Raw genomic sequence first — 24,457 nt, 5'->3', positions numbered from 1 at the left:
AGTCGGCATCCGCCCGCGGCGCGCCATCACCACCTCTGCGCCGCGGCCGAGGAAACGGAGGCATGAGCAGGGACTTCCGTATGAGGCCCACGGGGAACGCATGCTCAGCTGCCCCGGCCTGGCGTCATGAGCTGCATGACCAACGCCTTGGCGGCGCCGTCGAGTTTGCGCCTGTAGAGGACCTCGCGCCGGTGGACGATCCGGGGCGTCGCGAGGGGGACGGCCGTTCCGACGGTGCTCTCCCTCGCCACGGACCACGGCAGTACGACCTGGCCGAGACCCGCTTCGGCCAGTCCCTGCAGGGTTCGTACGTCCAGGCCCTCGTAGCGGAGGGACACCGGAAACGCTTTGCTGTGACAGATCGCGCGCAGTTCGGTGAGGGCGGCCGACGTGCTGGGGGCATCGATCCATTGGGCGTCGCAGAGGTCGGCCAGGTGGAGCCTGGGGCGGCCCTTGAGGGGGTGGTCGGCGGGGAGGAGGACGGCCACGGGTTCCTCTGCGACGCGTATGGCCTTGAGAGGGCCGACGTCGACCAGGGGCAGTGGGTCGTCGGGGGCCCCTATGCCGTCGATGAGCCCGAGATCGAACGTGCCCGTCGAGACCTCCGCGGCGATGGCCTCCCGCGTGGCCATGCGCAGGGTGATGGCGGTGCGGGGGCTCGCGGCGCGCGCCAGGGCGAGGGCGGACACGGCCTCGCGGGTCATCGCGAGGGGGCTGACGCCGAGGACCAGTGCGCCCGCGGGGGCCGTCAACTGGCGGGTGACATCGCTGCGGGCGGCTTCCAGACGGTGCAGCAGGGGCTGTGCGTGCTCCAGCAGTCGATGCCCTTCCGCAGTGAGGGACACGGGCCGCCGGTTCAGCAGCTGAACTCCGAGGTCATTTTCCAGGGCGGCCACTTGCTGGGAGACGGCGGACTGCGTGTACCCCAGTGCGCGTGCGGCATCCGAGAACGACCGTCGCTGAGCCACCGCGACGAAGGTCTTGAGCACATGAAGATCCACACCGATCAGTATGGCTAATGATTCTGTAGCGATTGTTGTTGGAGTCCGCCGGGGTCCGATTGCGATGATGCGTCTTATGACCGCAGCCCGGGGGGGACGTATGACTTGCGTTGCGCTGGTGGGTGACAGGGCCTCGCACGTACGTGCGCACAGCCATGTACCGCAACTTTTGGCCGCCATCGCGGACAGCCATGACCTGCTCATCGACACCTACTGGGTGCGCACCAGCGACGTGGACGAACGCAGCCTGAAGGAATTCGACGCGATCTGGCTGGTCCCCGGGAGCCCCTACCGGAGCGAGAAGGGTGCCGTGGAGGCCGCGCGCATCGCCCGCGTACACGGCATCCCCTTCCTGGGAACGTGTGGCGGATTCCAGCACGCCATGCTGGAGTTCGCGCGCAACGAGTGCGGGTTCCCCGACATCGGCCACGCCGAGAACGCGCCCTGGGCCGACGAGCACCTGATCATTCCCCTGGCCTGCTCGCTCATGGCCTGGGAAGGCGCCGTACACGTACAGTTCGGCTCCCTCGCGGAGCGCATCCTCGGCACGGATCTGATCATGGGCCGCTATCAGTGTGCCTACGGCCTTTCCTCCGCCTACCACGACGTGCTGCAACAGCACGGGATGCGGTGGAGCGGCGTCGACGAGGACGGGGAGGTCCGCATCGCGGAACTCCCGGACCACCCCTTCTTCCTGGCCACGCTGTTCCAGCCCGAGCTCGCCAAGGACGACGAGAGCGCGCAGGCGATCACCGCGGCCCTGGCAACGGCCGCGGTCGCTCACAAGGCAAGGCGGCTGACCCCCGTCGGGCCCTCGGCCTGAGCCGGGCGATCCGAGCAGAACGCGGCAAGCGGAACGCACCAGGCGGAACGCACCAAGCAGACCACTGCGGACAGGGCCGCCCAGCCGGGCACGCACGCGTCCGGCACTGAGGCCTGACCTGCCTCCGTACACAACCCCTGCCCGAATGCATCCCACATGGATGCCTTCGTTCATTTCGACCGCAAGGAGTAGCTCCGTCATGGATCCCTATCACCAAGTTCTCCTCGTGTACTGCCGCGGCGGCGCACCGCTCGAATACGCGATCCCGAAGATCGCGGAGCGCGCGCAGGTGCACGTCCTGGCACTGCAGCAGATGCCGTCGCACACGGAGGACGCCTGGCGTCCGCACGTCAGCGCCGTCATTCCGGCGTGGGACGAGCGTGTCGAAGGCGACGCCCTGGTCGGCCTGATCGTCGAGGAGGCCCAACGGGTCGGCGCGGACGCGGTGTTCACGCTGTCCGAGTTCGCCGTCCTCGCCGTGGCCGAGGCGGCCGAGCGGCTCGGTCTGCGCGGCGCGGGGCCGAAGACGGCCCAGTCCCGGGACAAGCGCCTCATGCGGGAGATCTGGGAGCAGCAAGGCGTGCCCAGCCCCCGCTTCCGTCGCGTCACCTCCGAGGACGAACTGAAGTCGGCCTACGCGGAGTTGACCCCTCCGCTGCTGCTCAAGTCCGCTTGGGGCGCCGGCGCCGTCGGCCAGCTCGTCATCGACTCTCCCGAGCGGATCGCCGAGGCGTGGGCCGAGACGACCGCGACGGTGGCGGACGCCCACGCGACCGGCTTCATGGAGCTCCAACAGGTGGGCGCCGAACACGACTTCCTCGTCGAGGAGATCATCCCCGGCTCCATCCGGAGCTGGTGGGACGCCGACAGCGGTTACGGCGACTACCTCAGCGTCGAAGGCATCGTCGCCGACGGCGTGTACCACCCGCTGTGCATCACGTCGCGCATCCCGACCATCCCGCCCTTCACCGAGCTCAGCAACCTCGCCCCGTGCGCCCTGCCGCAGGACCTGCAGCGCAAGGTCGAATCGGTGGCCCGCGCCGCCGTCGACGCGCTGGGCCTGGAGACGTGCGGCACGCACACCGAGATCAAGCTCATGGATGACGGCGGCCTGTCCGTGCTGGAGTCGGCGGCGCGGCTCGGTGGCGTCATGGTCGCCCCCGAGATCGAGCACGTCTTCGGCTACGAACCGGTCGGCATGCTCATCGACTGCCTCCTGGGGCTGCCGGTCACGTTCCCCGAGCGGATGCTCACCGACGAGGACGCCAAGGGCGCGGCCGGTTCCCTCTCGCTCATCGCGACGGACGACGAGGGCAACCCGTGGGCCGAGGAACTGACGTGGGACGAGGACCTCGTGGACTGGTCCGGCATCCTCAGCCCGGGCAGCCGGATCGAGGCCGTTCCGGGGCTCAGCATCACCAAGGGCACCGCGATGCCGCGCTACGACTTGTCCAGCGGAGCCCTCGGCTACGGCGGCATCTTCTTCCTGCGCACCACCAGCGCGGAGACCCTGGTCCGCGACTCCCACTCCGTGCTCAACAACCTCGAAGCCGCCCTGTCCAAGGGCTGGCGTGAGAAGAACGCCCAGACGGAAGGCCACTGAATTGATCATCTGTGGGCTCAAACTGACCCACGACGGTGCGGTCGCCCTCATAGAGGACGGACAGCTCGTCTTCAGTGTCGAGGTGGAGAAGCTCGCCAACAACCCTCGCTACAGCCAGGTGGAGAGCAGCTCGATCATCACCACGCTGCTCAGGGAGTTCGGCTATCAGGCCTCCGACGTCGACCGCTGGGTCATCGACGGCTGGGACGGCAGGCACACCGGCTACGCGAACCTCGCCGACCAGGGCAAGCCCGTCACCCTGAACCTGGCGCCCTACCGGGAGACCGACGCGGTCCCCGACGTGTTCCGGCCGGGCCGCGAGGGCACGTTCCCGCTGGCCGGGGCGGCCGTACCGTACAGCAGCTACGTGCACATCGCGGGGCACATCGCGAGCGCCTACTGCACCAGCGAGTTCGCGCAGCGCGGCGAGCCCTCGCTCGTCCTCGTCTGGGACGGCGGCCTCTTCCCCCGCCTGTACTGGGTCGACCCCGAAACCGGCGTCGAGAACGGCGGCGAGCTCTTCCCGCTGATCGGCCACACCTACGCCACGGCGGCCCACCACTTCGGGCCGTTCCGCCGCGCGAACGAGGCGCGTACGGTCGACGACCTGTCGGTCGCGGGCAAGCTGATGGCCTACATCGCCCTCGGCAAGCCCCAGCAGGGGATCCTCGACGTTCTGCGGGCGACGTTCGACGAGCACTTCGAGGGCGCGTCGGACAAGGCGTCCGAGTTCCGGTCGAAGGTCGGCGGGTTCGGCAGCACGTCCGAGCCGTCGATGTCCTTCGTGCACGCCTACTTCAACGAGGTGCAGGAGCGGCTCGCCGGGGCCGGGTTCTCCGACGAGGACGTCCTCGCCGGCGTCCACCAGTTCCTGGAGGACCTGCTCATCGAGCGTCTCGTGGCCAAGGTGAAGGAGTGGAAGGGCGACGGCCCCTGGAATCTGTGCTTCGTCGGCGGCTGCGCGCTGAACATCAAGTGGAACAGCGCCATCCGACGCCAGGACGTCTTCACCGACGTATGGGTCCCGCCGTTCCCGAACGACTCGGGGTCCGCCATCGGCGCGGCCGCCCTCGGGCTCGTCGCTGAGACGGGCCGCCCGGTCGCCATCGGCTGGAACCCCCGCCTCGGTCCGGCCCTGAAGCCCACTGCCGAGGTACCGGAGGGCTGGCGGACCACGCCCTGCTCGCCGGAGGAGCTCGCCGCCCTGCTGCACGAGACCGGTGAGCCCGTGGTGGTCCTCGACGGCCGCGCCGAGCTCGGCCCCCGGGCACTCGGTGGACGCAGCATTCTCGCCGCGGCGGTGGAGCCGCGGATGAAGACCGTCCTCAACGACGTGAAGAAGCGCGAGCCGTATCGGCCGGTCGCCCCGATATGCCTGGAGGAGCACGCTCCCGCGATCTTCTCCCCCGGCACCCCGGACCCGCACATGCTGTTCGACCACGTGGTCCGCCCCGAGTGGCGCGACCGCGTCCCGGCGATCCTCCACCTGGACGACACCGCGCGCCTGCAGACCGTGGGCACGGACGACGACGAGACGCTGCGGCGCATCCTCGTCGCCTACCACGACCTCAGTGGCATCCCGGTCCTGTGCAACACCAGCGCGAACCTCAACGGCAGCGGCTTCTTCCCCGACGTGGCCTCGGCCCTCGCGTGGGGGCGCGTGGACATGGTGTGGAGCGAGAACACGCTCTACCGCAAGGTCCCCTCAGCCTGACGAGCCCGCAGCGGCACCACGGCACGACGGCACCACGGCACAGCCGCGTGCCCAGACCATTCCTGCACGGAAGCAAGGACCAAAGGATCAGATGAGCTACGTCCTCGGAATCAACCTCAGCCACGACCGCTCCGCCGCCATCGTCAAGGACGGTGAGCTCGTGGTCGCCATCGAAGAAGAACGCCTGGACCGGATCAAGCACTCCGAAGGGTTCCTCATACAGGGCCACTTCGAACGCCTGACGAAGACCATCCCCATGAAGGCGATCGCCTACTGCCTCGACGCAGCGGGCATCGGCATCGACGACGTCGACCTGGTTCTCGGCAACCGCCCGCTGGGCGACGGCGCCGTATGGCGCATCCTGCGCGAACTGCCCATCAAGGACAAGAGCAAGGTCCACGCCCTGCCCTTCCCCTCGCACCACCTCGGGCACGCGTCGGCCACCTACTACACCTCGCCCTTCGACGACGCGGCCGTCCTCATCATCGACCAGGCCGGCAGCCGCAGCGCCGACGGCATCATCGAGAAGCACACCGCCTTCGTCGGCGAGGGCACCGCGCTGCGCTCCGTGGCCGCCACGTCGTACCCGGCGGACTACACGGACATGAGCCTCGGCCTGTTCTACGACTTCTTCACCGCGAAGATGAACTTCCTGACCCGCTACGGCACCCCGGACTTCGGCGTCTTCGAGTGCGGCGGCTACCCGGAGGCGGGCAAGACCATGGGCCTCGCCCCCTACGGCCGCCCCCGCCCGGAGTGGGGCGACTGGCTGGTCCTCGACGGCTTCGACATCAAGGTCTCCCAGGCGGACCTGGAGCAGATCTGGAAGGAGCTCCTGGCGGCCGAGGGAGCCGACTACGAGCCGTCCGCACGCGGCTCCTGGAACCACCAGTTCGCCAAGGACGTGGCCTACAAGGTCCAGGACGAGCTGGAGCGCGCCGTCCTGCATCTGGCGCGCCACACCCACGAGTTGACCGGCAAGCGCAACCTCTGCCTGGCCGGCGGTGTCACCCTGAACTCGGTCGCCAACCAGCGCGTGCGCGCCGAGGGTCCCTTCGACGACGTCTACATTCCCGCTCCCGCCGGCGACTCCGGCGTGGCCATCGGCGCCGCCCTCTACGGCTGGCACGAGATGCTCGGCGGGAAGCAGCGGTTCCGTATGCGCTCGGCGGCGACCGGCCGCACGTACACGCGTGAACGCGCCGAGCAGGCGCTCGCCCGCTACGAGGGCACCCTCGAATGGCGCGAGGCGACAGTCGACGAGGTTGCCGAACTGATCGCCGGGCACCACTTCGTGGGCTGGTTCCAGGGCGCCTCCGAGATGGGCCCCCGCGCGCTCGGCCACCGCAGCATGCTCGCCGACCCGCGCCACCCCGAGACCCGCGACTACCTCAACACCACGATCAAGCACCGCGAGGTCTTCCGCCCGTACGCCCCCTCGGTCCTCGCCGAACACGTCTCGGACTGGTTCGAGTTCACCGGGGAGAGCCCGTTCATGCTGCTCGTGCCGGAGGTGCGCGAGGAGCGGCGCGCCGAGGTCCCGGCGATCACGCACGTCGACGGCACCGCTCGGGTGCAGACCGTGCACGCGGACATCGACCCCGCGTACCACGCCCTGATCAGCGCCTTCCGTGAGCGGACCGGCGTGCCGATGCTGCTCAACACCTCGTACAACGACAACGGCGAACCGATCGTCGAGACGCCGGAGGACGCCCTGCGCACCTTCCACCGGACGGAACTCGACTACCTCTACCTGGACGGTCTGCTGGTCACCAAGACCGGCCGCTCGCTGCCCGCGGGGCACCCGCGCGAGACCCCGCTCGCTCAGCGCTGACGGTTCCGAGGGCGGCCGCCGCGCCCGGCGGCCGCCCTCGGGCCACGCACGTCCACCCCACGTCCGAGAGGCACCATGTTCCCGTCACACGCGCCGATGCCCGAAGTGAGCGCCTTCCGCAACTGGTACGAACGCGCAGGCGTCCGGGCCGATCCGAGACGGCTCCTCGACATCGAGGACGACATCCACAAGAGGTTCTTCCCCGAGGAACTCGTACCGCACCTCGCTCACCCCCACGTGGACCCCGACGACCACCTCCTGCGCCGCTATCTGATCGCGCAGCACTGCTACCAGTGGCTGCGCTTCACCATGCACTTCGAGGTCGCCGTGGTCTGCCGCGCGACCCAGCTGATAGCCGACGGCAGCACCGGTCTGTCGCTCACCGACGCCTCGCGCATGGACGCGTACCGGATCGTCGTGGACGAGGGCTACCACTCGCTGTACAGCCTCGACGTCCAGAGCCAGTTGGAGAACCGCTCCGGCATCAAGGCCCTGGAGTACGACTTCGGCCCGTTCATCAAGGGCCTCGACGCGGTCGGCGCCGACATGCCCGACCACCGGCTGCTCGTGCAACTGCTCCAGGTCGTCGTCTTCGAGACCCTGGTCACCTCGATCCTGTCCGACATCCCCAAGGACGAGGGTGTCGTCGAGCTGGTGCGTGAGACCGTGCGCGACCACGCGATCGACGAGGGACGCCACCACGCCTTCTTCTCGGCCTTCTTCAAGCACCTGTGGGGCCAACTGGACACCCCTACACGGAAATGGGTGGCCGAGTACCTGCCCGATCTGATCATCCGGTCCCTGCAGCCCGCGACCCGTCCCGCCCACGCGGCGCTGCTCGCCTCCGGGTTCGACGCGGGCAAGGCCCGGGAGATCGTCGCCGAGTCCTTCGCGCCCAAGCCCGTCCTCGCGGGCATCCGCCATTCGGCCGCCAAGACCATCCGCCTCTTCGAGGAGGTCGGCGTGCTCGACCTCCCCGGCGCGCGCGAGCGCTTCTACAACAAGGGACTGCTCACCGCCTGAGGCGGGCCAGGAACCGGTCCCCACGCCGGTACACAGAGAGAGAAGACATGACTGACACAGACGGTGTGCTGCTCGTCCTCGGGAGCGGACACCAGCAGTTCCGCGAGTACCTCCTCGCCTCGGCCGCACAGCGGGGCAAGGTCTGGCTGTTCGACCCGGAGGCCCCCACCTGGCAGACCCCGTACATCGTCGGATCGACGGTCCTCGACGTCTTCGACCCGGCGGCGTCGGTGCCCGCGGCCCGGGAACTGGCCGCGCGCATGCCCGTACGCGGCGTCTACTGCTATCACGAGGCCGGCATCCTCGCCGCCGCCCACGTCGCCGCCGAACTCGGGGTGCCGGGGCCCACCCCGGAGGCGGTGGCCGCTGTGCGGGACAAGAGCGTGACCCGGGACATCCTCACGCGGGCCGGCATCCGCCAGCCCGCGGTCGCCCTGGTCACGACCGAGGAGGAGGCCGAGAAGGCCGCCGCCCGGATCGGCTTTCCCCTGGTGGTCAAGCCGCGCGGCCTGGGCGCGAGTCAGGGGGTGGTCAAGGTCTCCGCCCGCGAGGAGCTGGCCGAGGCCCTGAAGATCGCCGGCTCGGCGACCCAGGCGGGGATGGCCCATCATGCGGAGGTGCTGATCGAGGAGTTCCTGACGGGCCCCGAGATCAGCGTCGACGCGGCCGTATTCGACGGCGAGTACGTCCCCTACCTGATCGGACACAAGCAACTGGGCGGCGAGCCCTACTTCGAGGAGACCGGTCACACCGTCATCGCCGACGACCCGCTGTTCGCCGACGAGGACCTGTGGAAGATGGTCGGCGACGCCCACCGGGCCCTCGGCTGGTCCCACGGCATGACCCACACGGAGGTGAAACTCACCCCCGCCGGACCCGTGATCGTCGAGGTGAACGGTCGTCTCGGGGGCGACCTCATTCCGTATCTGGGACGGATCGCGAACGGCATCGACTCCGGCGAGGTGCAGGCCGACGTGACCCTGGGTGTCCGTCCCCGCCTCGACCGCAGCCAGAACGCGACGGTCGCCATCCGCTTCCTCTGCCCGCCCGCGAGCTGCACGGTGCGCCGCCTCGTGCTGCCCGCCGCAGACCCCGACGCGGGCCTGTACGAGTCGGTGCCGCTCGTCGAGCCCGGCACGCGCCTGCTCATGCCGCCCGAGGGCTACATCGCCCGCTACGGGTACCTCATCGCACGGGCCGGCTCCCCGCAGGAGTGCGAGGCGGTCCTGGACCGGGCCGAGGCGCAGGTCGTCTTCGAAGGCGAGTGCTGACCCGTGTCCGACGTACGGCCCGGGACGGGCTCCCCGGAACAACCGGAACAACCGGAACAAGAGGACTCTGCGGCGCAGCAGGACGAGCACGCGGGTGTGCTGCGGACGCTGCGTGAACTGCCCAACCCCGTAAGGGTCCTGCTGTTCGGCATCGCACTCAACCGCATGGGCAGCTTCGTCGCGCTGTTCCTGGTGCTCTACCTCACGGACATCGGCTACAGCCCCTCGCGGGCCGGTCTCGTGCTGACCGCGTTCGGCGTCGGCACGATCGCCGGCAGCTTCCTCGGCGGCACCGTCACGGGCCGGTTCGGCCCGCGTCGGGCGATCGTCGGGTCCACGCTGCTCGCCGGCGTGGCCACGGCGGGCCTCGGCTTCGTGGACCAGTACGTTCCCCTCCTGGTGATCAGCCTCGCGGCGGGCACGTTCACCCAGGTCTACCGGCCCGCCGCCGCCACCCTGCTCGCGGAGCTGACGCCGCCCAAGCGGCTCGTCATGGCGTCCGCGGCCACGCGCCTCGGCCTGAACGTCGGCGCGTCGGCCGGTCCGCTGCTCGGCGTGTGGCTGTCCGGATACTCGTACACCGGTCTGTTCCTGGTGAACGCGGCCACGAACCTGGGCTTCGCGCTCGTCGCGCTCGTCGCGCTTCCGGACACGGGGCGGGGAGAGACAGAGGCGGGAGCGTCCGGGAAGGAAGGGCAGCGAGGGAAGTCCAAGGAGGACGGGAAGAGCGGCGGGGGGTATCTGGAAGTCCTGCGGGACCGCAAGTTCCTCCTCGTGATCGTCGCGATGTTCCTCACCGCCTTCACCGAGGCCCAGTACCAGGCAGTGCTGCCGCTGGAGATCAAGGAACGCGGCCTCTCCACGGCCCTCTACGGCACGGTCCTCGCCCTCAACGGCGCCCTGGTCATCATCTTCGAGCTGCCGTTGACCCGGTTCACCCAGAAGCTGCCGATGCACACCATGATCGCCTTCGGCAGTCTGCTGATCGGCGGCGGCCTCTCGCTGTTCGGCATAGGCGCCGGGATCTGGATCTTCTTCACGGGCACCGTCGTGTGGACCCTCGGCGAGATCATCAGCGCGCCCTCGATCGTCGCCTATCCCGCACTGGCCGCACCGAGGGAACAGCTGCGCAGCCGCTACATCGGAGCCCTGACCACCGCGCAGACCGCCGGCTACGCGGTCGGCCCGAGTGTGGGGACGACCCTGTTCCAGTACAGCAGCACGGCGGTGTGGGTCATGTGCGCGGCCCTCGGCCTGATCGCCTTCGCGGGCATGTGGGCCGGGGCGGTGCCGGGGCCCGCGCGCTTGTCCGCCGCGGCGCCCGGGGATCTCAAGGAAGCGGATACGACTGCCGCCAGATGACGGGACGTTGACGGGGGTCGGGGGCCGGGGGCCGAGGGCCGGGGTCAGCGCCGATGCCGGTCTCACCGCGCGGACTCGGCCGGCCCCCGCTTCACCGCGCGGACTTGACCGGCGCCCGCTTCACCGCGCGGCCTCCACGAGCCCCCGCATCACCCGCAGGTCCTGCCCCATCTCGGGATGCCACTGCACCCCGAGGAGCCACCCGGAGGCGGAGGGCAGCTCCACCGCCTCCACGGTGCCGTCGCCGGCGTACGCGGACGCCACAAGTCCCTGGCCGAGGCGGTCCACCGCCTGGTGGTGATACATCGACACCTCCGTCTCCTCCGGTACCAACTCCCCGTACAGGGAGCCCGGAACCGGCTTCACCGGATGAGTGCCGAAGCAACCGATCTGCTCGACGTGCCCCTCCAGGTGCTGCGTCAGCGTCCCGCCCCGGGCGACGTTGATGAGCTCCATGCCCCGGCAGATCCCGAGGAGCGGCGTGCCCGACGCCAAAGCCGCCTCGATCAGGGCGAGTTCCCATGCATCGCGCTCCCGCGCGGGCGGGCCCGTGTGCTCCTCGCGCTCCGCGCCGTACCGCTCGGGTTCGACATCCGGGCCGCCCGCGATGACGAGCCCGTCGAGCCGGCCGACGGCCGACGCGGCGTGGGCGGGGTCGTCCGGCGGGAGCATCACCGCGAGCCCGCCCGCCGCCTGGATCAGCCACGGGTATCTGGCGGGCAGGAGCGCCGCCGGCAGCTCCCACACGCCCCAACTCACCTTCTGCTCAAGGTATGTGGTGACACCGATGAGTGGCCGGTTGTTCATGGGGCTCCCCGTCTTCGCCGGAACGTGCGATCGCCACCACATATATCGCGGTCTTCGCGGGCACCGCCCTGACATCCGCGAGAAAGATCGCGACGCGCCTAGGTGCCATGCGGCCGGCGCAGACGGCTACCGGTTCGCGATCTGCGGGCGGTCGCGGCGGGCGTCGTGGAGGACCGAGCCCCACCAGAGCAGCTGATCGAGCATGGCCCTGGCGGCGTCCTCGGGGCCCTGCGGGTCCCTGAGCGTGCCGTCGGGGGAGAAGAGACGGTAGTAGCTGGGGAAGGCGACGTAGTCGCGCACGGTGTGGGCGTGCAACTCGTTGAAGACCTGGCGCAGTTGCTCGATCGCCAGCAGACCGCCGCTGAGGCCGCTGTAGCCGACGAAGCCGATCGGCTTGGCCTTCCACTGGGTGTAGTGCCAGTCGATGGCGGCCTTGAGGGACGCCGGGAAGCTGCGGTTGTAGTCCGGCGTCACGATGACGACCGCGTCGGCGGCGTCGAGCCGCCGGGTCAGTTCGGCCATGCCCTCGGGGCGCGGCAGGTCGGGCTGCAGGGCCGGCGGTGTGGGCGGCAGCGCGAGCGGGAGGTCGACGTCCGCCAGATCGATGAGGTTGATCGTGAACTCGTCGTGGCGCTTGGCCTGTTCGACGAACCAGTCGGCCACCACCGGGCCGAAGCGGCCCTCCCGGACACTGCCGACGATCACCGCGAGATTCAGTCGTGCGTGGGACATGGTTGTGCTTCTCCTACGGAAGGGCCGATGCTGCCCCGGGCCGGGGCGTGCGCTCCACCGTGCCGGACGGGTGGCGGACGAGGGAGGCCGGGCGGAGGGTGGTAGCGACAGGGCCACGATCGGCCGCAGCGGCCGGTGTTACGTTCGGGAGATGAGCGACAACGAGCTCGGCCTCTTCCTGCGGCTGCGCCGGGAAGCCGTCACTCCGGCCGAGGTGGGACTGCCCGTCGGGCCGCGCCGCCGTACGCCGGGACTGCGCCGCGCGGAACTGGCCACGCTCGCCGGGGTGAGCGTCGAGTACGTCACCAGGCTGGAGCAGGGGCGGGACCGCAGGCCCTCGGTGCAGGTGCTGGCGGCCCTGGCGGACGCGTTGCTGCTCACCCCCGGTGAGCGGGTCCATCTGCACCGGCTCGCCAAGGGTGCCGACCCCGGCTTCAGCTGCCGGGGCGGGGAGGGACCGAACAGGGCGGTCAGGCCCACGGTGCGGGCGCTGCTGGAGCGGCTGGAACCGGCGCCCGCCGTGCTGGTGAACCGGCTGAGCGAGATCCTGGCCTGCACGGACGGATACCGGCGGCTGGCCGAACCGCTCGGCCTGCTGGACGGCGTCCGGCCCAGCCTCGCCCGCTTCGTCTTCACCGACCCGCGGGCGCGCACGGTCTACCCGGAGTGGGACACGGTCGCCGACGAGCAGGTCGCGGCCCTCAAACAGGGGCCGGGACAGACCGACGTCCATGTCGGCACACTGATGGACGAGTTGACGGTGTCCTCCGGGGAACCGTTCGCCGGCCGGCTGCGGACGCTGCCGGGGCTGCCGCGGGCCAACGGGGTGGTGCGCATGGTCCACCCGCAGGTGGGGGAGGTACGGCTGGCGTACGAAACGCTCGACCTGACCGCCGACGACGACCAGCAGCTCGTCGTCCACCTGCCGGCCGACGACGCGAGCGCGGCCGCACTCGACCGCCTCACGGGCCGCCGCCCCGGCGCCCTGCGGGCGGTCTGAGCGACACCCTCGTCACCTGCGTCAACGGGCCGTCTCGCGGACACCCGCGGGAACGAGCCGTCTCACGGACACGCGCGTCGACGAGCCGTATTCCGCCGCCCGTTGACCGGTCCGGAACAGAGGGTCGGCGGTCTTTGGACCCGCCCAGGCCATCGCCTGTGCCCTGGAACCCGAGACCGCCCCCGGCACGGGCGCCGGCCCCGAGGCGGCCGCTCCACCAGCGGCTGCGAGCCCGCTGACCCGCCGGGAGCAGCAGGTCGCCGCGCTGGTCGCCCGCGGCATGACCAACCGGCGCATCGCCGCCGAACTCGTGCTCTCGCCGCGCACCGTCGACGGGCATGTCGACCACATCCTGACCAAGCTCGGCTTCTCCGGCCGTGCGCAGATCGCCGCCTGGTGGGCGGCGCATCAGGCACCCACCCCGTAGAACTGCAACTGCCCGGGGCGCGCAGGGTGTCACTCGGTGAGGTCACGCTGCCGAGAGGCGTAGCGCCGTGCCTTCGTGCGGTTGCCGCACACCCGCATCGAGCACCAGCGGCGGCTGTGGTTCTTCGAGGAGTCCCAGAAGACCCAGCCGCAGGTGTGCTCCGCGCACCGCTTGAGCCGGTGGACCTGGCCGGAGAGCACGACCTCGGCCCACGCGGCGGCGAGCCGGGCGAGGGCCGACCGTGCGGGCGGGCCGCCCGGAGCCGGAACCAGAAGCGCGTGCGGCTCGCTCAGGCGGACCAGGACCGGGACTTGGGACAGCACCGCGTCGGCGACCGCGAGCCGATCCGGTGCCACGGGGTCGTCGGTGTCCAGGGCCTCGCGGATACCGGCCCGCAGGTCGAGGAATGCCTGGTGGTCGGCGGCGGTCAGCCGCAGGGCCGACTCCGCCAGGCGCCGGCCGGTCAGCCAGCGCGCCAGTGCGTCGGGGGTCGCGACGTCGTCGTCACCGCTCTCCAGGTCGACGGTGTTGGTGAAGGCCTCGACCAGCCCGGCGGCCGGGGAGGGTTGGAGCACGGTCGTGCCGCCTTCCTGCTCGCTGTGGAGAGCTGACGGGAGGTCCGATGAGGCCATCAGATGTCGTGATGGCCCGATGGCCGAATGACGCTGCACCCACACGATACCGCTGCCATACTGACCACCAAAAGACTTTAGGCGGTTATTCATGGACGTCGTGACGGACCAGTCGGTGCACGGAACGGAGGCCGGGCCGACGCCCGGGAAGGCGGCGCCTCGCGATCACAGCAGCCGCAACACCGCCGTCCTGGTGGGCTTCACCGCGATCACGAACCTGGCCGACGGCGTGACCAAGGTCGTCCTGCCGCTGATGGCGACCGCCCTGACCGACTCCCCCGCGCAAGTGGCCGGCGTGGGCCTCACCCTCACGCTGCCCTGGCTGCTGGTCGCTCTTCATGTCGGCGTCCTGGTGGACCGCTTCGACCGCCGCCTGCTGCTGTGGCTGGCCGACGGCGCGCGCCTCCTCGTCGTCGGGGCGCTTCTCCTGCTGGCCCTGAGCGACAACGTGACCGTGCCCGCCCTGTACGCCGGAGGCCTCGCCCTGGGCGTCGCCGAGGTCGTCGCGCTGACCTCCGCGGCCACCCTCGTCCCCTCCGCGGTGGCCCCGGCCGGCCAGGAACGGGCGAACGCCTGGGTGGCCGGCGCCGAGACCGCCTGCAACGAGTTCTGCGGCCCGTTCGTCGGCGGGCTGCTGGTGGCCGCCGGCGCCAGTGTGGCGCTCGGCTGGACCGCGGTGGGCTACTTGATCGGCACGCTGATCCTGATCCTGCTCGTCGGCCGATTCAAGCCGCGGTCCGACGACACCCGTCCGGCAGGTTCCGTCAACCAGCGCATCACCGAAGGGCTCCGCTTCCTCTGGCGGCAGCGGCTGCTGCGGCTGATGGCGCTCTCCCTGTCCGTGCTCTCCGCCTGCTGGGGGGCCTGGCTCGCCCTGATGCCGCTGCTCGCCACCACGCTGATGAACCTCGACGCGCGCCAGTACGGCATCCTGCTCAGCGCGCTCGGCGCCGGCGGTCTGGTCGGCGCGCTGACCGTCACCACCGTCAACCGGCTGCTCGGGCGCCGCTGGGCCATGTTCGCCGACCTCCTCGGCACCGCCGCCATGGTCGCCGCTCCGGTGATCACCACCAACCTCTGGGTGGTGGCGGGCGGCGCCTTCCTCGGCGGCATGGGAGGCATCCTGTGGACCGTCAACGCGCGCACCATCGGCCAACGCCTCGTCCCGGACGCGATGTTCGGCCGCTACAACGCCGCGGCACGGCTCTTCAGCTGGGGCGCCATGCCGCTCGGCGCGGGCCTCGTGGGCGTGCTGGCCGAGTGGTTCGGCATGCGCGCCGCGTTCGCCGTGTTCGCCGTGGCGACCGTCCTGATCACCGTTCCCTTCCTGCGCACGGTGACCCCCGGCGCGCTCGCGGAGGCCGACGCGGTTCGCGCGCCGTAGGCCGCCGCGGCCGGCTGGAACAGAAAGTTCGGCAGTGGCCACCCCCACCGGGGTGTACGACCGACGAGGAGCCGCGGTGTCACGCCCAGCACCCGTTGACCGTTGCGGCGAGGCCGTCGAGGGCGTCCTTGCTGTCGGCGGTGCCGGCTGTGGGGCCGTTGTCGATGAAGGAGAAGACCTTCCAGCGGCCGTCCTGGGCCTTCGTCAGGCCGCTCAGTGCGACGGCTCCGGTGAGGGTGCCGGTCTTGCCCTTGACCTGTCCGACGGCGCACTGCGAGTCGGGGGTGTCGAAGCGGCCGAACTCGGGGCCCAGGGTGGCGCCCGCCTCGCCCGATACGGGCAGGCCGTCCACGATGTACTTCAGGGTGTGGCGGTGACGCGGGTCGGCGGCCAGGTCGAGGATGTCGGCCATGGTCCGGGCCGGGATACGGGTGGCGCGGGACAGTCCGCTGCCGTCGTGGATCTCGAAGTTGTCGAGCGAGATGCCGTAGTAGCTGAGGATCTCGCGTACGACCTCCGTCCCGTCCTCGAAGGTGGCCGGGCGGCCGGCGCCGAGCGCGGTCATGCGCAGCAGCGTCTCGGCGATGTCGTTGTCGCTCACCTTGAGCATGTGCTTCACGATCTTGGACAACTTGTCGGAGGTGTGGCGGGCGACCGGGACGTCCCGGGTTCCGGCCGCGCCGTGGGTGACCTCGCCGGTGACGGTGACGCCCCGCTTGGCGAGGAGCCCCGCGAAGACGCCGCCCGCGTCAAGGGCGGTGTCCGTGACGTTGTGGCTGTCCACGACCAGTGAGCGCATCGGCGCGATGGAGTCCGGGTAGTAGTCGGCGTTCCAGCCGGTGGCGAGGGTGGGCTCGGGGAAGAGGGTGTCGTCGACCCGGACCTTCACCGAGGTGAGGCCCGCGTGCCTCAGTCCCGCGACGGCGGTTTTGGCGAGCGCGTCGAGGTCGTCGGTGGTCAGGGTGCGGTCGCCGCCACCGACGAGGGTGAGCGTGCCGTCGCCGTAGACGACCCTCGTGGTGAAGCGGTGGTGGGGGCCGAGGACCGTCAGCGCTGCGGTGGCGGTGGCGAGCTTGGTGTTGGACGCGGGCATCAGCGCGGTCGTCGCGTTGTGGCCCCAGATGACCTTGTCGGACTTCGCGTCGATGACGACGCCGCTGAGCGTGCCACCGAGGCGCTTGTCCTGACTGCGCGGGCCCAGGTTGTCCGCGACCTTCTGCTCGGCGGCGTCGAGCCGCTCGGCGCCGGTCTGGGAGGCGGCCGCGTTGTCGGCGGCGAAGGCGGACGGACCGGCCAGGATCGTCCCGGCGACCGGGGCCGCCACCGCGATCACGGCCGCTCTGCGGAGCGACGGGTTCGCATGTCTGGGCCTACGGTGACGACCGCCCGCGCGGGCGGCAAGGGGGGAGCTGGGCATGGGGCCTCGATCGCGCGAAGGGGAGGAGAGAGAAGGCGGCCGACGGGACACGCCCGCCGCTCGTGCCCTGGTCCGCCGCGGGGGGTGCGGCGGACCAGGCGCAACCGACTCTCGCGGCGCGAACCCTTGTTAATCAACCCAGTTCAAGGGAGTAAACAACCGTGTCTGGCAGGACTCCTCGGACATCCCCGTGAGGCCCGTCGATCCGACGGCACGCTCGGCCCGGTCCTCACATCCCCCGGCGCAGCGCACCCGCATCCAAGCACCGACCGGTCGTTCACTTCCGATTCAGTGCCTGGGCCACCGTCTTCGCGTAGAGCTTCGCGGCCGTGGGGCCGGGGTGGATGCCGTCGTCTGCCAGGAGGTCGTCCTTGCCCTGGATGGCGCGGTCCCAGTCCGCTACGACCACGTTCGAGTGCGCCTTGGCGGTCTGCCGGATGGCGCTGTTCACTCGGTCCTTCCAGGTGACGGGACCGTGCACGGTGACGAGGACGACGGTGCGGTGGCCCGCTGCCTGGACGACCTGTTCGAGGGCCTCGCGACCGCCGACTCCGTTCGTGCCGAGGCCGATGAGTACGACCTTGTTCAGGCGGCCGGCGTCGCTGAGGGAGCGCACCTCGTCAGGGGCGATGGCCAGCTGGCGGCTGACCTTGGCGTCGATGACGATGCCGGGGAAGCGCTCCTTGAGCGCCGGGGCCGAGGCGAGCATGACGGAGTCACCCAGGGCCGTGATCCGTTTGGTGTGGGGGTGCGCGGACGTGTCCGGCGATGTCTTTTCGGCGCCGTGGAGGGCGCGTTCCCCGGCGGCGATCTGGTCGGCGGCGTTGTTGCCGCCATGGCCCGAGGTAATACCCCAGGTGGCGACGAGTACGGCCGGCACCGCCAGAACCGCCACCGCGAGCGGGAACCGTACCGACCCGTTTTCGTGGCGCGGGCGCCGACGGCGCAACGGTTCTTCCACCCAGCGGTAGGAGGCGGCCGCCACAGGCAGGGAGAGCAGTCCCGCGGCCAGGGCCGTCCGCGGTGCCTGGGCGGCGGTGTGGCCGTCCGGCAGGTCCAGGGCTATCAGCGGAAGGTGCCAGAGGTAGATGCCGTAGGAGCGCTGGCCGATCCAGCGCAGCCACGAGGCGCCCAGCAGCGTGGCGAAGGCCGAGTCGGCCCGAGTGGCGGCCAGGACCACGGCCCCGGCGGCGCACGCGGCGGCGGCGAAGCCCCACGGGTACAGGTACGCGGAGTCGGAGTGGACCCCTCCGGCCAGCAGTCCGAGGGCGGCCCATCCCAGAACACCGGCCGCGCCGCACAGCCATCGTGCCCAGCGGTGCTTCCAGGCACGGGCCGAAGGAACGGCGAGCGCGAGCGCGGCTCCGAGGAGGAGGCCGAAGGCGTGGGTGTCGGTGCCGAAGTACACCCGCGAGGCGTCCTCGCCGGGCCGGTGCAGCAGTGCCATCGCGGTGAGCGACGCGATCGCCCCCGCCAGGACGACGGTCACCCGGAACCGGCTGCGGGCCCGGCCACCCGTCATCCACAGCAGGGTCAGGATCACCAGGGGCCAGGCGAGATAGAACTGCTCCTCCACCCCGAGGGTCCACAGGTGCTGGAAGAGGGGAGGGGGGCCGAAGGAGGCGAAGTAGGAGGCGTCGGTGCTGATCTGCCACCAGTTGTTGGTGAAGGTGAGCGCCGACATCACGTCCCGCCCGGAGGCGTCGATCCGTTCCGGACGCCACAGCGCCGCCACTGCGGTCACGGTGACCAGGAGGGTGACCAGCGCGGGGAGCAGTCGTCGGGCCCGCCGTACCCAGAACTGGGCGAGGGCGATACGACCGGTGCGGTGCCGCTCGGCGCACAGCAGGTCGGTGATCAGGTAGCCGCTGAGGACGAAGAACACATCGACGCCGAGGAAGCCGCCGGGCAGCCAGGAGGGGTGGACGTGGTACACGACGACGAGCACGACGGCCATCGCCCGGACTCCGTCGAGCCCGTGCAGATAGGCAGGGCGGGCGGGGGCGAGCTCATGGGCGGCGGGGCGCCTCATCACGAGGGTCCTGCCGTCCCTCGCGGGGTTCCTGCCGTCCCCCATGGGGGACCTGGTGTTGATCACGATCGTCTCGGGCTCGTTCACGACTGCCCACCGCCCTCTTCACTCCGGGCCGGCAACGGCCGGTCCGCGCGCAGTGCCCGCCACACGGCGTTCGCCTGCGGTTGCCGGGGGACGACCCGGTCGGGGTCCTGCGGGGCGGGAGCGACCGGCAGGGTGCGGAAGTCGACCCGGCCTGCGTCCAGGCCGTCGAGGGAGCGGGCGAAGGAGGTCAGTGCCGACAGTGAGCCGAGGGCCTTGTCCGTGGTGAGGGCGCTGGTGAGGCCGTCGAGCAGCCGGTACAGCCGCACGGGATCCGTCAGCAGGTCGGCGGAGCGTATCTGGGTGATCAGGGCTTTCATGAAGGTCTGCTGGAGCCTGATACGGCCGAGGTCGCTGCCGTCGCCGATGCCGTGCCGAGTCCGTACGAGGCCGAGGGCCTGTTCGCCGTTGAGGCGCTGTGTGCCCTTGGCGAGGTGGGCGTGGCTGTAGGGGTCGCGGATGTCCTGGGGGACGTTCACGCGTACGCCGCCGAGCGTGTCGACCAGCTTCTTGAAACCGGTGAAGTCGATCTCCACGACGTGGTCCATCCGCAGCCCGGACAGCCGCTCGACCGTGGCGACCGCGCAGGTCATGCCGCCGGTTTCGTAGGCGGAGTTGAACATGACCGCCCGCGCGGCCGGCGCGACCGAGGACTTGGTGGGACAGGCGGGCCGGTCCACCAGGGTGTCCCGGGGGATGCTGATCACCGAGGCGTCCCTGCGGCCGTCGGCCATGTGGACGACCATGGCCGTGTCGGAGCGGGCGCTGCCCTCGTCGCGGCCGTACACATGGTTGGCTCCCGACCGCGAATCCGACCCGAGCAGCAGCACGTTCAACGCTCCCGGTGCCTTCCGCTCCGGGCGCGCGTCGGCGTTCAGCTGCCCGTCGACGTCCTGGGACGCGATGTTGTCGTTGAGATCCTGGTAGGCGAGTGCCCCGCCGGCTCCCAGGAACGTCAGAAAGACGGTCGCCATCAGCATGAGCCGGCGCGTCCCGCGGTGCCGGCGTGGCTCGCGGACCGCGAGGCGTGGGTCGGTCATGCGCTACTCCGTCGGACAGCCCGCGAGGTGCTTCGCGGTGGTGCTGCCGATGGTTGATCGCGCAGGTGTACGGCCCGTCTCCGTTGGTTCTCAGCCGTTACGCGAAAGCCGCGCGGTTGTGTGTCGGCTTTGTATCGGTGGGATCGGCGGGTTCCGTGGGTTCGGGCCCTCCATCGGGATTCGCCGGACCCCGTCCGATCGGCGCGTTACCGTACGGAGGTGCGGCGTTACCCGCCGCGGTCGTCCGAGGAGGAGTTCTGTGTCGTCGCCCTGTGACCCCGAGTGCGCTCCCGTCGGCGATGTGGGCGCGGTGCTCATGATGGTCGACTCTCGGCTCAAGGCCATTTACGACAGCAAGACGGAGACCGATCCCGAACAGCAGCGGATGGTCGACCAGTTCGCCGCGTCCTTGGGCCCGGCGGAGTTCGATGCGCTGCTGGACGGCGCGTGCACGCTCATCTACATGTTCATGCAGTGGCTGCGGGCGGTGTGCGAGGAGCACGACAAGGACGTCATCGAGTACATGGTCCCCACCCTCGTGGCCACGATGCGGATGATGCCCAAGACCTTCCGTCCCGAGGTCATCCCCACCATGGCCGGACTGCTCATCGCCGCGGGCACCGGCCTGAGCCCCAATTTGTGGCGTGCGCAGTACGGGGAATGGACCGACGCCGAGATGAATCCCCTGGAAGCCACAGCCGTCCTGCTCGCGGAGCGCATCAACGTGATCTCCGGCGACCACGACTTCGCCACCCGCCTGATCACCGAGGCTCTGTCCGGGGCCGACCAGGACTGATCAGCGGCGTCACTCGCAGACGATCTCGTCCCGCGGCGTGTAGTGGGTGCGGAACGGCTCCCGCCTCACCTCTTTGCCGTCGGCCAGGAAGACCCGCTCCACGGTGACGTCGAAGCCCTCCAGCGGAGTCTGCGCCACGCACTTCTTGTCGGTGCTGACCTTCTTCTCCGGCTGCTTCACCTTGGTGCGCGGACCCGTGACCGACTCGATCTGGTCGTACTTCTTGGTGCCGAGGAAGGTGATGGTCACCGAGGTGTCGGTGGACTCGGCCTGGATGTAGATCGCGTTGCCCGAGTCGTTGTTGAACTTCAGGTCCAGGCTGCCCCAGGCGACCGTGGCCTCGCGGCCCTCCGGGTAGCGCTCGATGTAGAAGGAGTGGGCGCCGTACTCCACGGGCTTGACCCCGGCGAAGAACATCGCGTTGAACATGGTCGTCGCCACGGCGGAGACACCGCCGCCGGGGGCCTTGGTGAACTCGTTGTTGAGGATCATGACGCCCTCGGTGAAGCCGTTGGCCTCGGTGCGCTCGCCGACCGTCTTGTTGAAGCTCCAGGTGTTGCCCGGCATGACGACGGAGCCGTTGATCAGCTCCGCGGCCCGGCCGATGTTCTTCGTGCGGTACGGCGCCGGCTCGAAGTTGACGGTGAAGGAGGACATCTCCTCGGTCAGGCCCAGCCGCTCGGCGTTCTCGGCGGTCACCTGAGGCTGTGTCACCCGCGCGGCGATCTCGCCGGTGCGGGCGGATCCCGACTTGGTGAGCAGCGGCAGTACGGCCTTGCCCAGCGCCTTGTCGGTGACCAGGACGCCGGCCCTGGCGTCGTCGGCCGCGACGACCTGGCCGCCGTCGAGGCTCAGCGTGGCGTTCTGCGGCTTCGCGGACAGGTCGGCCAGGGGCTCGGTGACCGCGGGGGCGGCGCGCAGGCCCTTGGCGTCCAGTTGCGGGGTGAGCTTGCCGGTCTTGTCCGGCCGCATCGTCAGGTACTCGCCGAGGACCGCGGGGCCGATCGTGAACCGCTCGCCGGCCGCGGTGAGCATGACCGGCGCCGACATGGCCGGCTGCGCGAACTCGCGCACCGCCCGTCGCATCTCCGTCGCCGTGACCTTCGGCTTGGTCTCGCGGGCGGGCAGGGCGGTGACGGAGTCGGCCTTGCCGCTCAGGAAGGCGGTGCGCAGGGGGGCGACGGCGGCGTCCGTGTCGAGGGCGTGGCCGTCGCGCGGGGTGACCTGGCGGACCTGGCCGTCCGTGAAGGTGACGGCGCCGTCGCGGACCTTCTGGTCGAGCGACTTCGCCAGATTGCCGAGGGCGCGGTGGGCCTTGTTCTCGTCGACGCTCGCGACCGGCTCCACGGCATCGCCGGAGCGGAAGAGGCCGCCGATCACGGTGAACGGGTCGGCGGTGTCGGCGCGGGACGCGCGGTCGACCGTCTTGTCGTAGTCGTAGGTGATGCCGGCCTGGCGCGGATCGACCGTGCCCTTGCGGTCGCCGACCGTCACGGTCAGCTCGCGAGAGGCGGCCGGGTCCAGCCGGTCCTCCAGCTTCCGGACGGCTTCCGCGCGGCTGAGGCCGCCGATGTCGACGCCGCGCACGGTCGTACCGGCGTCTATGTCCCCGCCCGCGAGCAGCAGCCCGGCGACGTACAGGCCGCCGAAGCCGACGGCCAGGGCGCCGCCGGCGAGGGCGAGGGGTGGTACAGAGGCAATGCGGGGTGTTGAGGCGTTTCGAAATGTGGGGGGTACGCGCAGGCGCATGGGTCTCCCGGGCGGACGATCGACAGGGACGACGCGTCGGACGACGCGACACTGTGCGCGAGGCAAGCACATCCAGCTAGCCATATTCGGACGAAAACGCATATGTCGCAGACCACGTATGTTTCAGGTCACGACTCTCGGTGCCCGGGTCACAGCCGCCCCAAACGACGAACGTCACATCGCGGATCGCACCTGAGCCTTCTCGTCCGGCGTCGCCTCGGCCGCCCCGGACGCCGCCAGTGCCTTGTTGCGGCGGACGGAGGCCAGGAAGGACGCGGCGATCAGGACGACGCCGATCAGGCCGGTGATGATCTCGCTGATCTGGTGCTGGATGGTGATCAGCAGGATCGCGGCGAGGGCACCGATGGCGTAGTGGGCGCCGTGCTCCAGATAGACGTAGTCGTCGAGGGTGCCCTGGCGGACCAGGTAGACCGTGATCGACCGGACGTACATGGCGCCTATGCCGAGGCCCAGCGCCATCCAGAAGATGTGGTTGGTGATGGCGAAGGCGCCGATCACACCGTCGAAGGAGAAGGACGCGTCCAGGACCTCCAGGTAGAGGAAGAGGAAGAACGCGGCCTTGCCGGCCAGGGCGACCGCCGAGACCGGCCTGCCCTCGGCCCTGGCCTTCTCCTCCTCCTCGTGCTCGTGTTCCTCCTGCTCTTCGAGCCGGCCCTCGAAGTAGCCGGAGAGGCCGCCGACCACGAGATACGTGATCAGGCCGGCGACGCCGGAGAGCAGGACCGTGGCGGTCTTGTCCGCGTGGCCCGTGCTGACGTGGGCGTGGGTGGCGAAGGTCATCGCCGTGGCGAGCAGGGCGGCCAGCGCGAGGCAGACCGCCAGCATGTCGATCTTGCCGAGTCTCGCGAGCGGGCGCTCCAGCCAGGCCAGCCACTTGATCTCGCGGTCCTCCAGGATGAAGTCCAGGAAGATCATCAGCAGGAACATGCCGCCGAAGGCCGCGATCGCCGGGTGGGCGTCGGTGACCAGGTCCTGGTAGCGGTCGGGGTCGTCCAGGGCGAGCTGGACCGCCTCCACCGGGCCGACCTTGGCGCTGATCGCGACGATCACCACCGGGAAGACCAGCCGCATGCCGAACACCGCGATCAGGATGCCGACGGTGAGGAAGAGCCGCTGCCAGAAGGCGTTCATCTTCTTCAGGATCCCGGCGTTGACGACCGCGTTGTCGAAGGACAGCGAGATCTCCAGGACCGACAGGATCAGGACGATCCCGAAGGCCTCCCAGCCCCACTGCCACGCGGCGAAGGCGAGGCCCAGCGCCGTGACGCCGAGCGACCAGCCGAAGGTTCGCAGCACCACGGTCAGCCCTCCGCCTTCACCGCGAGGACCGGGCAGCCCACGCCCAGCAGGATCTGCTGGGCCGCCGAGCCCATGATCAGCTTGCCGACCGCGCTGCGGCGACGCAGCCCGATCACGACCAGCGACGCGTCCGTCTGCTCCGCGAGGTCGATGATCTCCTCGGCCGCGTCGCGGGCGCCGAGGACCTGGCGGATGTCGAAGTCGACGCCGAGGGCCGCGAGGTCCTCGCGCACATGGGACAGGTCGGGTTCCTGGGCGAAGCGCGGGTCCACGATCGCGTCGCCCCGGGAGGTGTTCACCACCAGCAGCTTCTCGTCGCGCCGCCGGGCCTCGTCGATCGCCGCGCGCAGCGCCGCCTCACCCTCGGGGGAGGGGACGTAGCCGACCAGAATGGTCATCTCGGTCT

The 24,457-nt window shown here is 70.4% G+C and carries 21 protein-coding genes; 11 read left to right on the top strand and 10 right to left on the bottom strand.

Translation table 11 applies throughout. From position 1 onward, the window contains the following. Nucleotides 1-104 precede the first annotated feature (104 nt). The gene (locus tag ACIA8X_RS41335) at nt 105-1,001 is read right to left on the bottom strand and encodes a LysR family transcriptional regulator (RefSeq protein WP_399460466.1); all 897 of its coding nucleotides are present in this window, start codon (nt 999-1,001) and stop codon (nt 105-107) included. Nucleotides 1,002-1,011: 10 nt separating this feature from the next. Here ACIA8X_RS41335 and ACIA8X_RS41330 point away from each other — a divergent pair, with 10 nt between their 5' ends. The 7 genes from ACIA8X_RS41330 to ACIA8X_RS41300 all read left to right on the top strand — a co-directional run bounded on the left by ACIA8X_RS41330 (nt 1,012) and on the right by ACIA8X_RS41300 (nt 10,631). After that, nucleotides 1,012-1,824, top strand: a complete 813-nt coding sequence (locus ACIA8X_RS41330) for a hypothetical protein (RefSeq protein ID WP_399460465.1) — start codon at nt 1,012-1,014, stop codon at nt 1,822-1,824. Between the two features lie 199 nt (nt 1,825-2,023). Further along, a complete protein-coding gene (locus ACIA8X_RS41325) occupies nt 2,024-3,427 on the top strand; it encodes an acetyl-CoA carboxylase biotin carboxylase subunit family protein (RefSeq protein WP_399460464.1) in 1,404 nt (467 codons plus the stop codon). Between the two features lies 1 nt (nt 3,428). Further along, complete coding sequence (locus ACIA8X_RS41320; RefSeq protein ID WP_393461113.1) at nt 3,429-5,141, top strand: carbamoyltransferase N-terminal domain-containing protein; 1,713 nt, start codon at nt 3,429-3,431, stop codon at nt 5,139-5,141. 91 nt (nt 5,142-5,232) lie between these two features. Beyond that, nucleotides 5,233-6,975, top strand: a complete 1,743-nt coding sequence (locus tag ACIA8X_RS41315) for a carbamoyltransferase (RefSeq protein WP_399460463.1) — start codon at nt 5,233-5,235, stop codon at nt 6,973-6,975. 96 nt (nt 6,976-7,071) lie between these two features. After that, nucleotides 7,072-7,998, top strand: coding sequence for a diiron oxygenase (locus ACIA8X_RS41310; protein WP_393461117.1), 927 nt, complete (start codon nt 7,072-7,074; stop codon nt 7,996-7,998). 47 nt (nt 7,999-8,045) lie between these two features. Beyond that, the gene (locus ACIA8X_RS41305; protein WP_393461119.1) at nt 8,046-9,269 is read left to right on the top strand and encodes an ATP-grasp domain-containing protein; all 1,224 of its coding nucleotides are present in this window, start codon (nt 8,046-8,048) and stop codon (nt 9,267-9,269) included. A 3-nt stretch (nt 9,270-9,272) separates the two neighbouring features. Continuing rightward, nucleotides 9,273-10,631 (top strand): MDR family MFS transporter, encoded by a 1,359-nt coding sequence (locus ACIA8X_RS41300; protein ID WP_393461121.1) that lies wholly within the window; start codon nt 9,273-9,275, stop codon nt 10,629-10,631. Between the two features lie 120 nt (nt 10,632-10,751). Here ACIA8X_RS41300 and ACIA8X_RS41295 read toward each other — a convergent pair whose 3' ends face one another. Next, nucleotides 10,752-11,438 (bottom strand): gamma-glutamyl-gamma-aminobutyrate hydrolase family protein, encoded by a 687-nt coding sequence (locus ACIA8X_RS41295; RefSeq protein ID WP_393461123.1) that lies wholly within the window; start codon nt 11,436-11,438, stop codon nt 10,752-10,754. A gap of 126 nt (nt 11,439-11,564) precedes the next feature. Next, complete coding sequence (locus tag ACIA8X_RS41290; protein ID WP_393461125.1) at nt 11,565-12,170, bottom strand: NADPH-dependent FMN reductase; 606 nt, start codon at nt 12,168-12,170, stop codon at nt 11,565-11,567. A gap of 151 nt (nt 12,171-12,321) precedes the next feature. Between ACIA8X_RS41290 and ACIA8X_RS41285 the strand changes: the two genes are divergently transcribed. After that, nucleotides 12,322-13,170, top strand: coding sequence for a helix-turn-helix domain-containing protein (locus ACIA8X_RS41285; protein ID WP_393461127.1), 849 nt, complete (start codon nt 12,322-12,324; stop codon nt 13,168-13,170). A gap of 151 nt (nt 13,171-13,321) precedes the next feature. Then, complete coding sequence (locus ACIA8X_RS41280; protein ID WP_399460497.1) at nt 13,322-13,597, top strand: LuxR C-terminal-related transcriptional regulator; 276 nt, start codon at nt 13,322-13,324, stop codon at nt 13,595-13,597. 29 nt (nt 13,598-13,626) lie between these two features. On the opposite strand, the gene ACIA8X_RS41275 is transcribed toward ACIA8X_RS41280, so the two are convergent. Beyond that, nucleotides 13,627-14,172, bottom strand: a complete 546-nt coding sequence (locus ACIA8X_RS41275; protein WP_393461129.1) for a CGNR zinc finger domain-containing protein — start codon at nt 14,170-14,172, stop codon at nt 13,627-13,629. A gap of 148 nt (nt 14,173-14,320) precedes the next feature. On the opposite strand from ACIA8X_RS41275, the gene ACIA8X_RS41270 reads away from it, so the two are divergent. Further along, complete coding sequence (locus ACIA8X_RS41270) at nt 14,321-15,613, top strand: MFS transporter (RefSeq protein WP_393461131.1); 1,293 nt, start codon at nt 14,321-14,323, stop codon at nt 15,611-15,613. A gap of 79 nt (nt 15,614-15,692) precedes the next feature. On the opposite strand, the gene dacB is transcribed toward ACIA8X_RS41270, so the two are convergent. The 3 genes from dacB to ACIA8X_RS41255 all read right to left on the bottom strand — a co-directional run bounded on the left by dacB (nt 15,693) and on the right by ACIA8X_RS41255 (nt 20,186). Next, nucleotides 15,693-17,030 (bottom strand): D-alanyl-D-alanine carboxypeptidase/D-alanyl-D-alanine-endopeptidase, encoded by a 1,338-nt coding sequence (gene dacB / locus ACIA8X_RS41265; protein ID WP_393461133.1) that lies wholly within the window; start codon nt 17,028-17,030, stop codon nt 15,693-15,695. 277 nt (nt 17,031-17,307) lie between these two features. Beyond that, a complete protein-coding gene (locus ACIA8X_RS41260) occupies nt 17,308-19,149 on the bottom strand; it encodes an acyltransferase family protein (RefSeq protein WP_393461135.1) in 1,842 nt (613 codons plus the stop codon). Continuing rightward, entirely contained in the window at nt 19,146-20,186 is a 1,041-nt protein-coding gene (locus ACIA8X_RS41255; RefSeq protein WP_393461137.1) for an LCP family protein, read from the bottom strand. Before ACIA8X_RS41255 ends, ACIA8X_RS41260 begins: the two co-directional genes overlap by 4 nt. 259 nt (nt 20,187-20,445) lie before the next feature. Between ACIA8X_RS41255 and ACIA8X_RS41250 the strand changes: the two genes are divergently transcribed. Further along, on the top strand, nt 20,446-20,982 hold the full coding sequence (locus ACIA8X_RS41250; RefSeq protein ID WP_393461139.1) for a hypothetical protein: 537 nt from the start codon (nt 20,446-20,448) through the stop codon (nt 20,980-20,982). Nucleotides 20,983-20,991: 9 nt separating this feature from the next. On the opposite strand, the gene ACIA8X_RS41245 is transcribed toward ACIA8X_RS41250, so the two are convergent. The 3 genes from ACIA8X_RS41245 to ACIA8X_RS41235 all read right to left on the bottom strand — a co-directional run bounded on the left by ACIA8X_RS41245 (nt 20,992) and on the right by ACIA8X_RS41235 (nt 24,449). Further along, complete coding sequence (locus ACIA8X_RS41245; RefSeq protein ID WP_393461141.1) at nt 20,992-22,731, bottom strand: VanW family protein; 1,740 nt, start codon at nt 22,729-22,731, stop codon at nt 20,992-20,994. Nucleotides 22,732-22,905: 174 nt separating this feature from the next. After that, nucleotides 22,906-24,051: a DUF475 domain-containing protein gene (locus tag ACIA8X_RS41240; protein ID WP_393461143.1), complete on the bottom strand. Its 1,146-nt coding sequence runs from the start codon at nt 24,049-24,051 to the stop codon at nt 22,906-22,908. Between the two features lie 2 nt (nt 24,052-24,053). Beyond that, complete coding sequence (locus ACIA8X_RS41235) at nt 24,054-24,449, bottom strand: universal stress protein (RefSeq protein WP_393461145.1); 396 nt, start codon at nt 24,447-24,449, stop codon at nt 24,054-24,056. Nucleotides 24,450-24,457 lie beyond the last annotated feature (8 nt).

Source organism: Streptomyces sp. NPDC051738 (assembly GCF_044453205.1).
GTDB lineage: Bacteria > Actinomycetota > Actinomycetes > Streptomycetales > Streptomycetaceae > Streptomyces.
The sequence above is the reverse complement of the archived record's forward strand: the minus strand, read 5'-3'. Positions and strand labels throughout refer to the sequence as shown.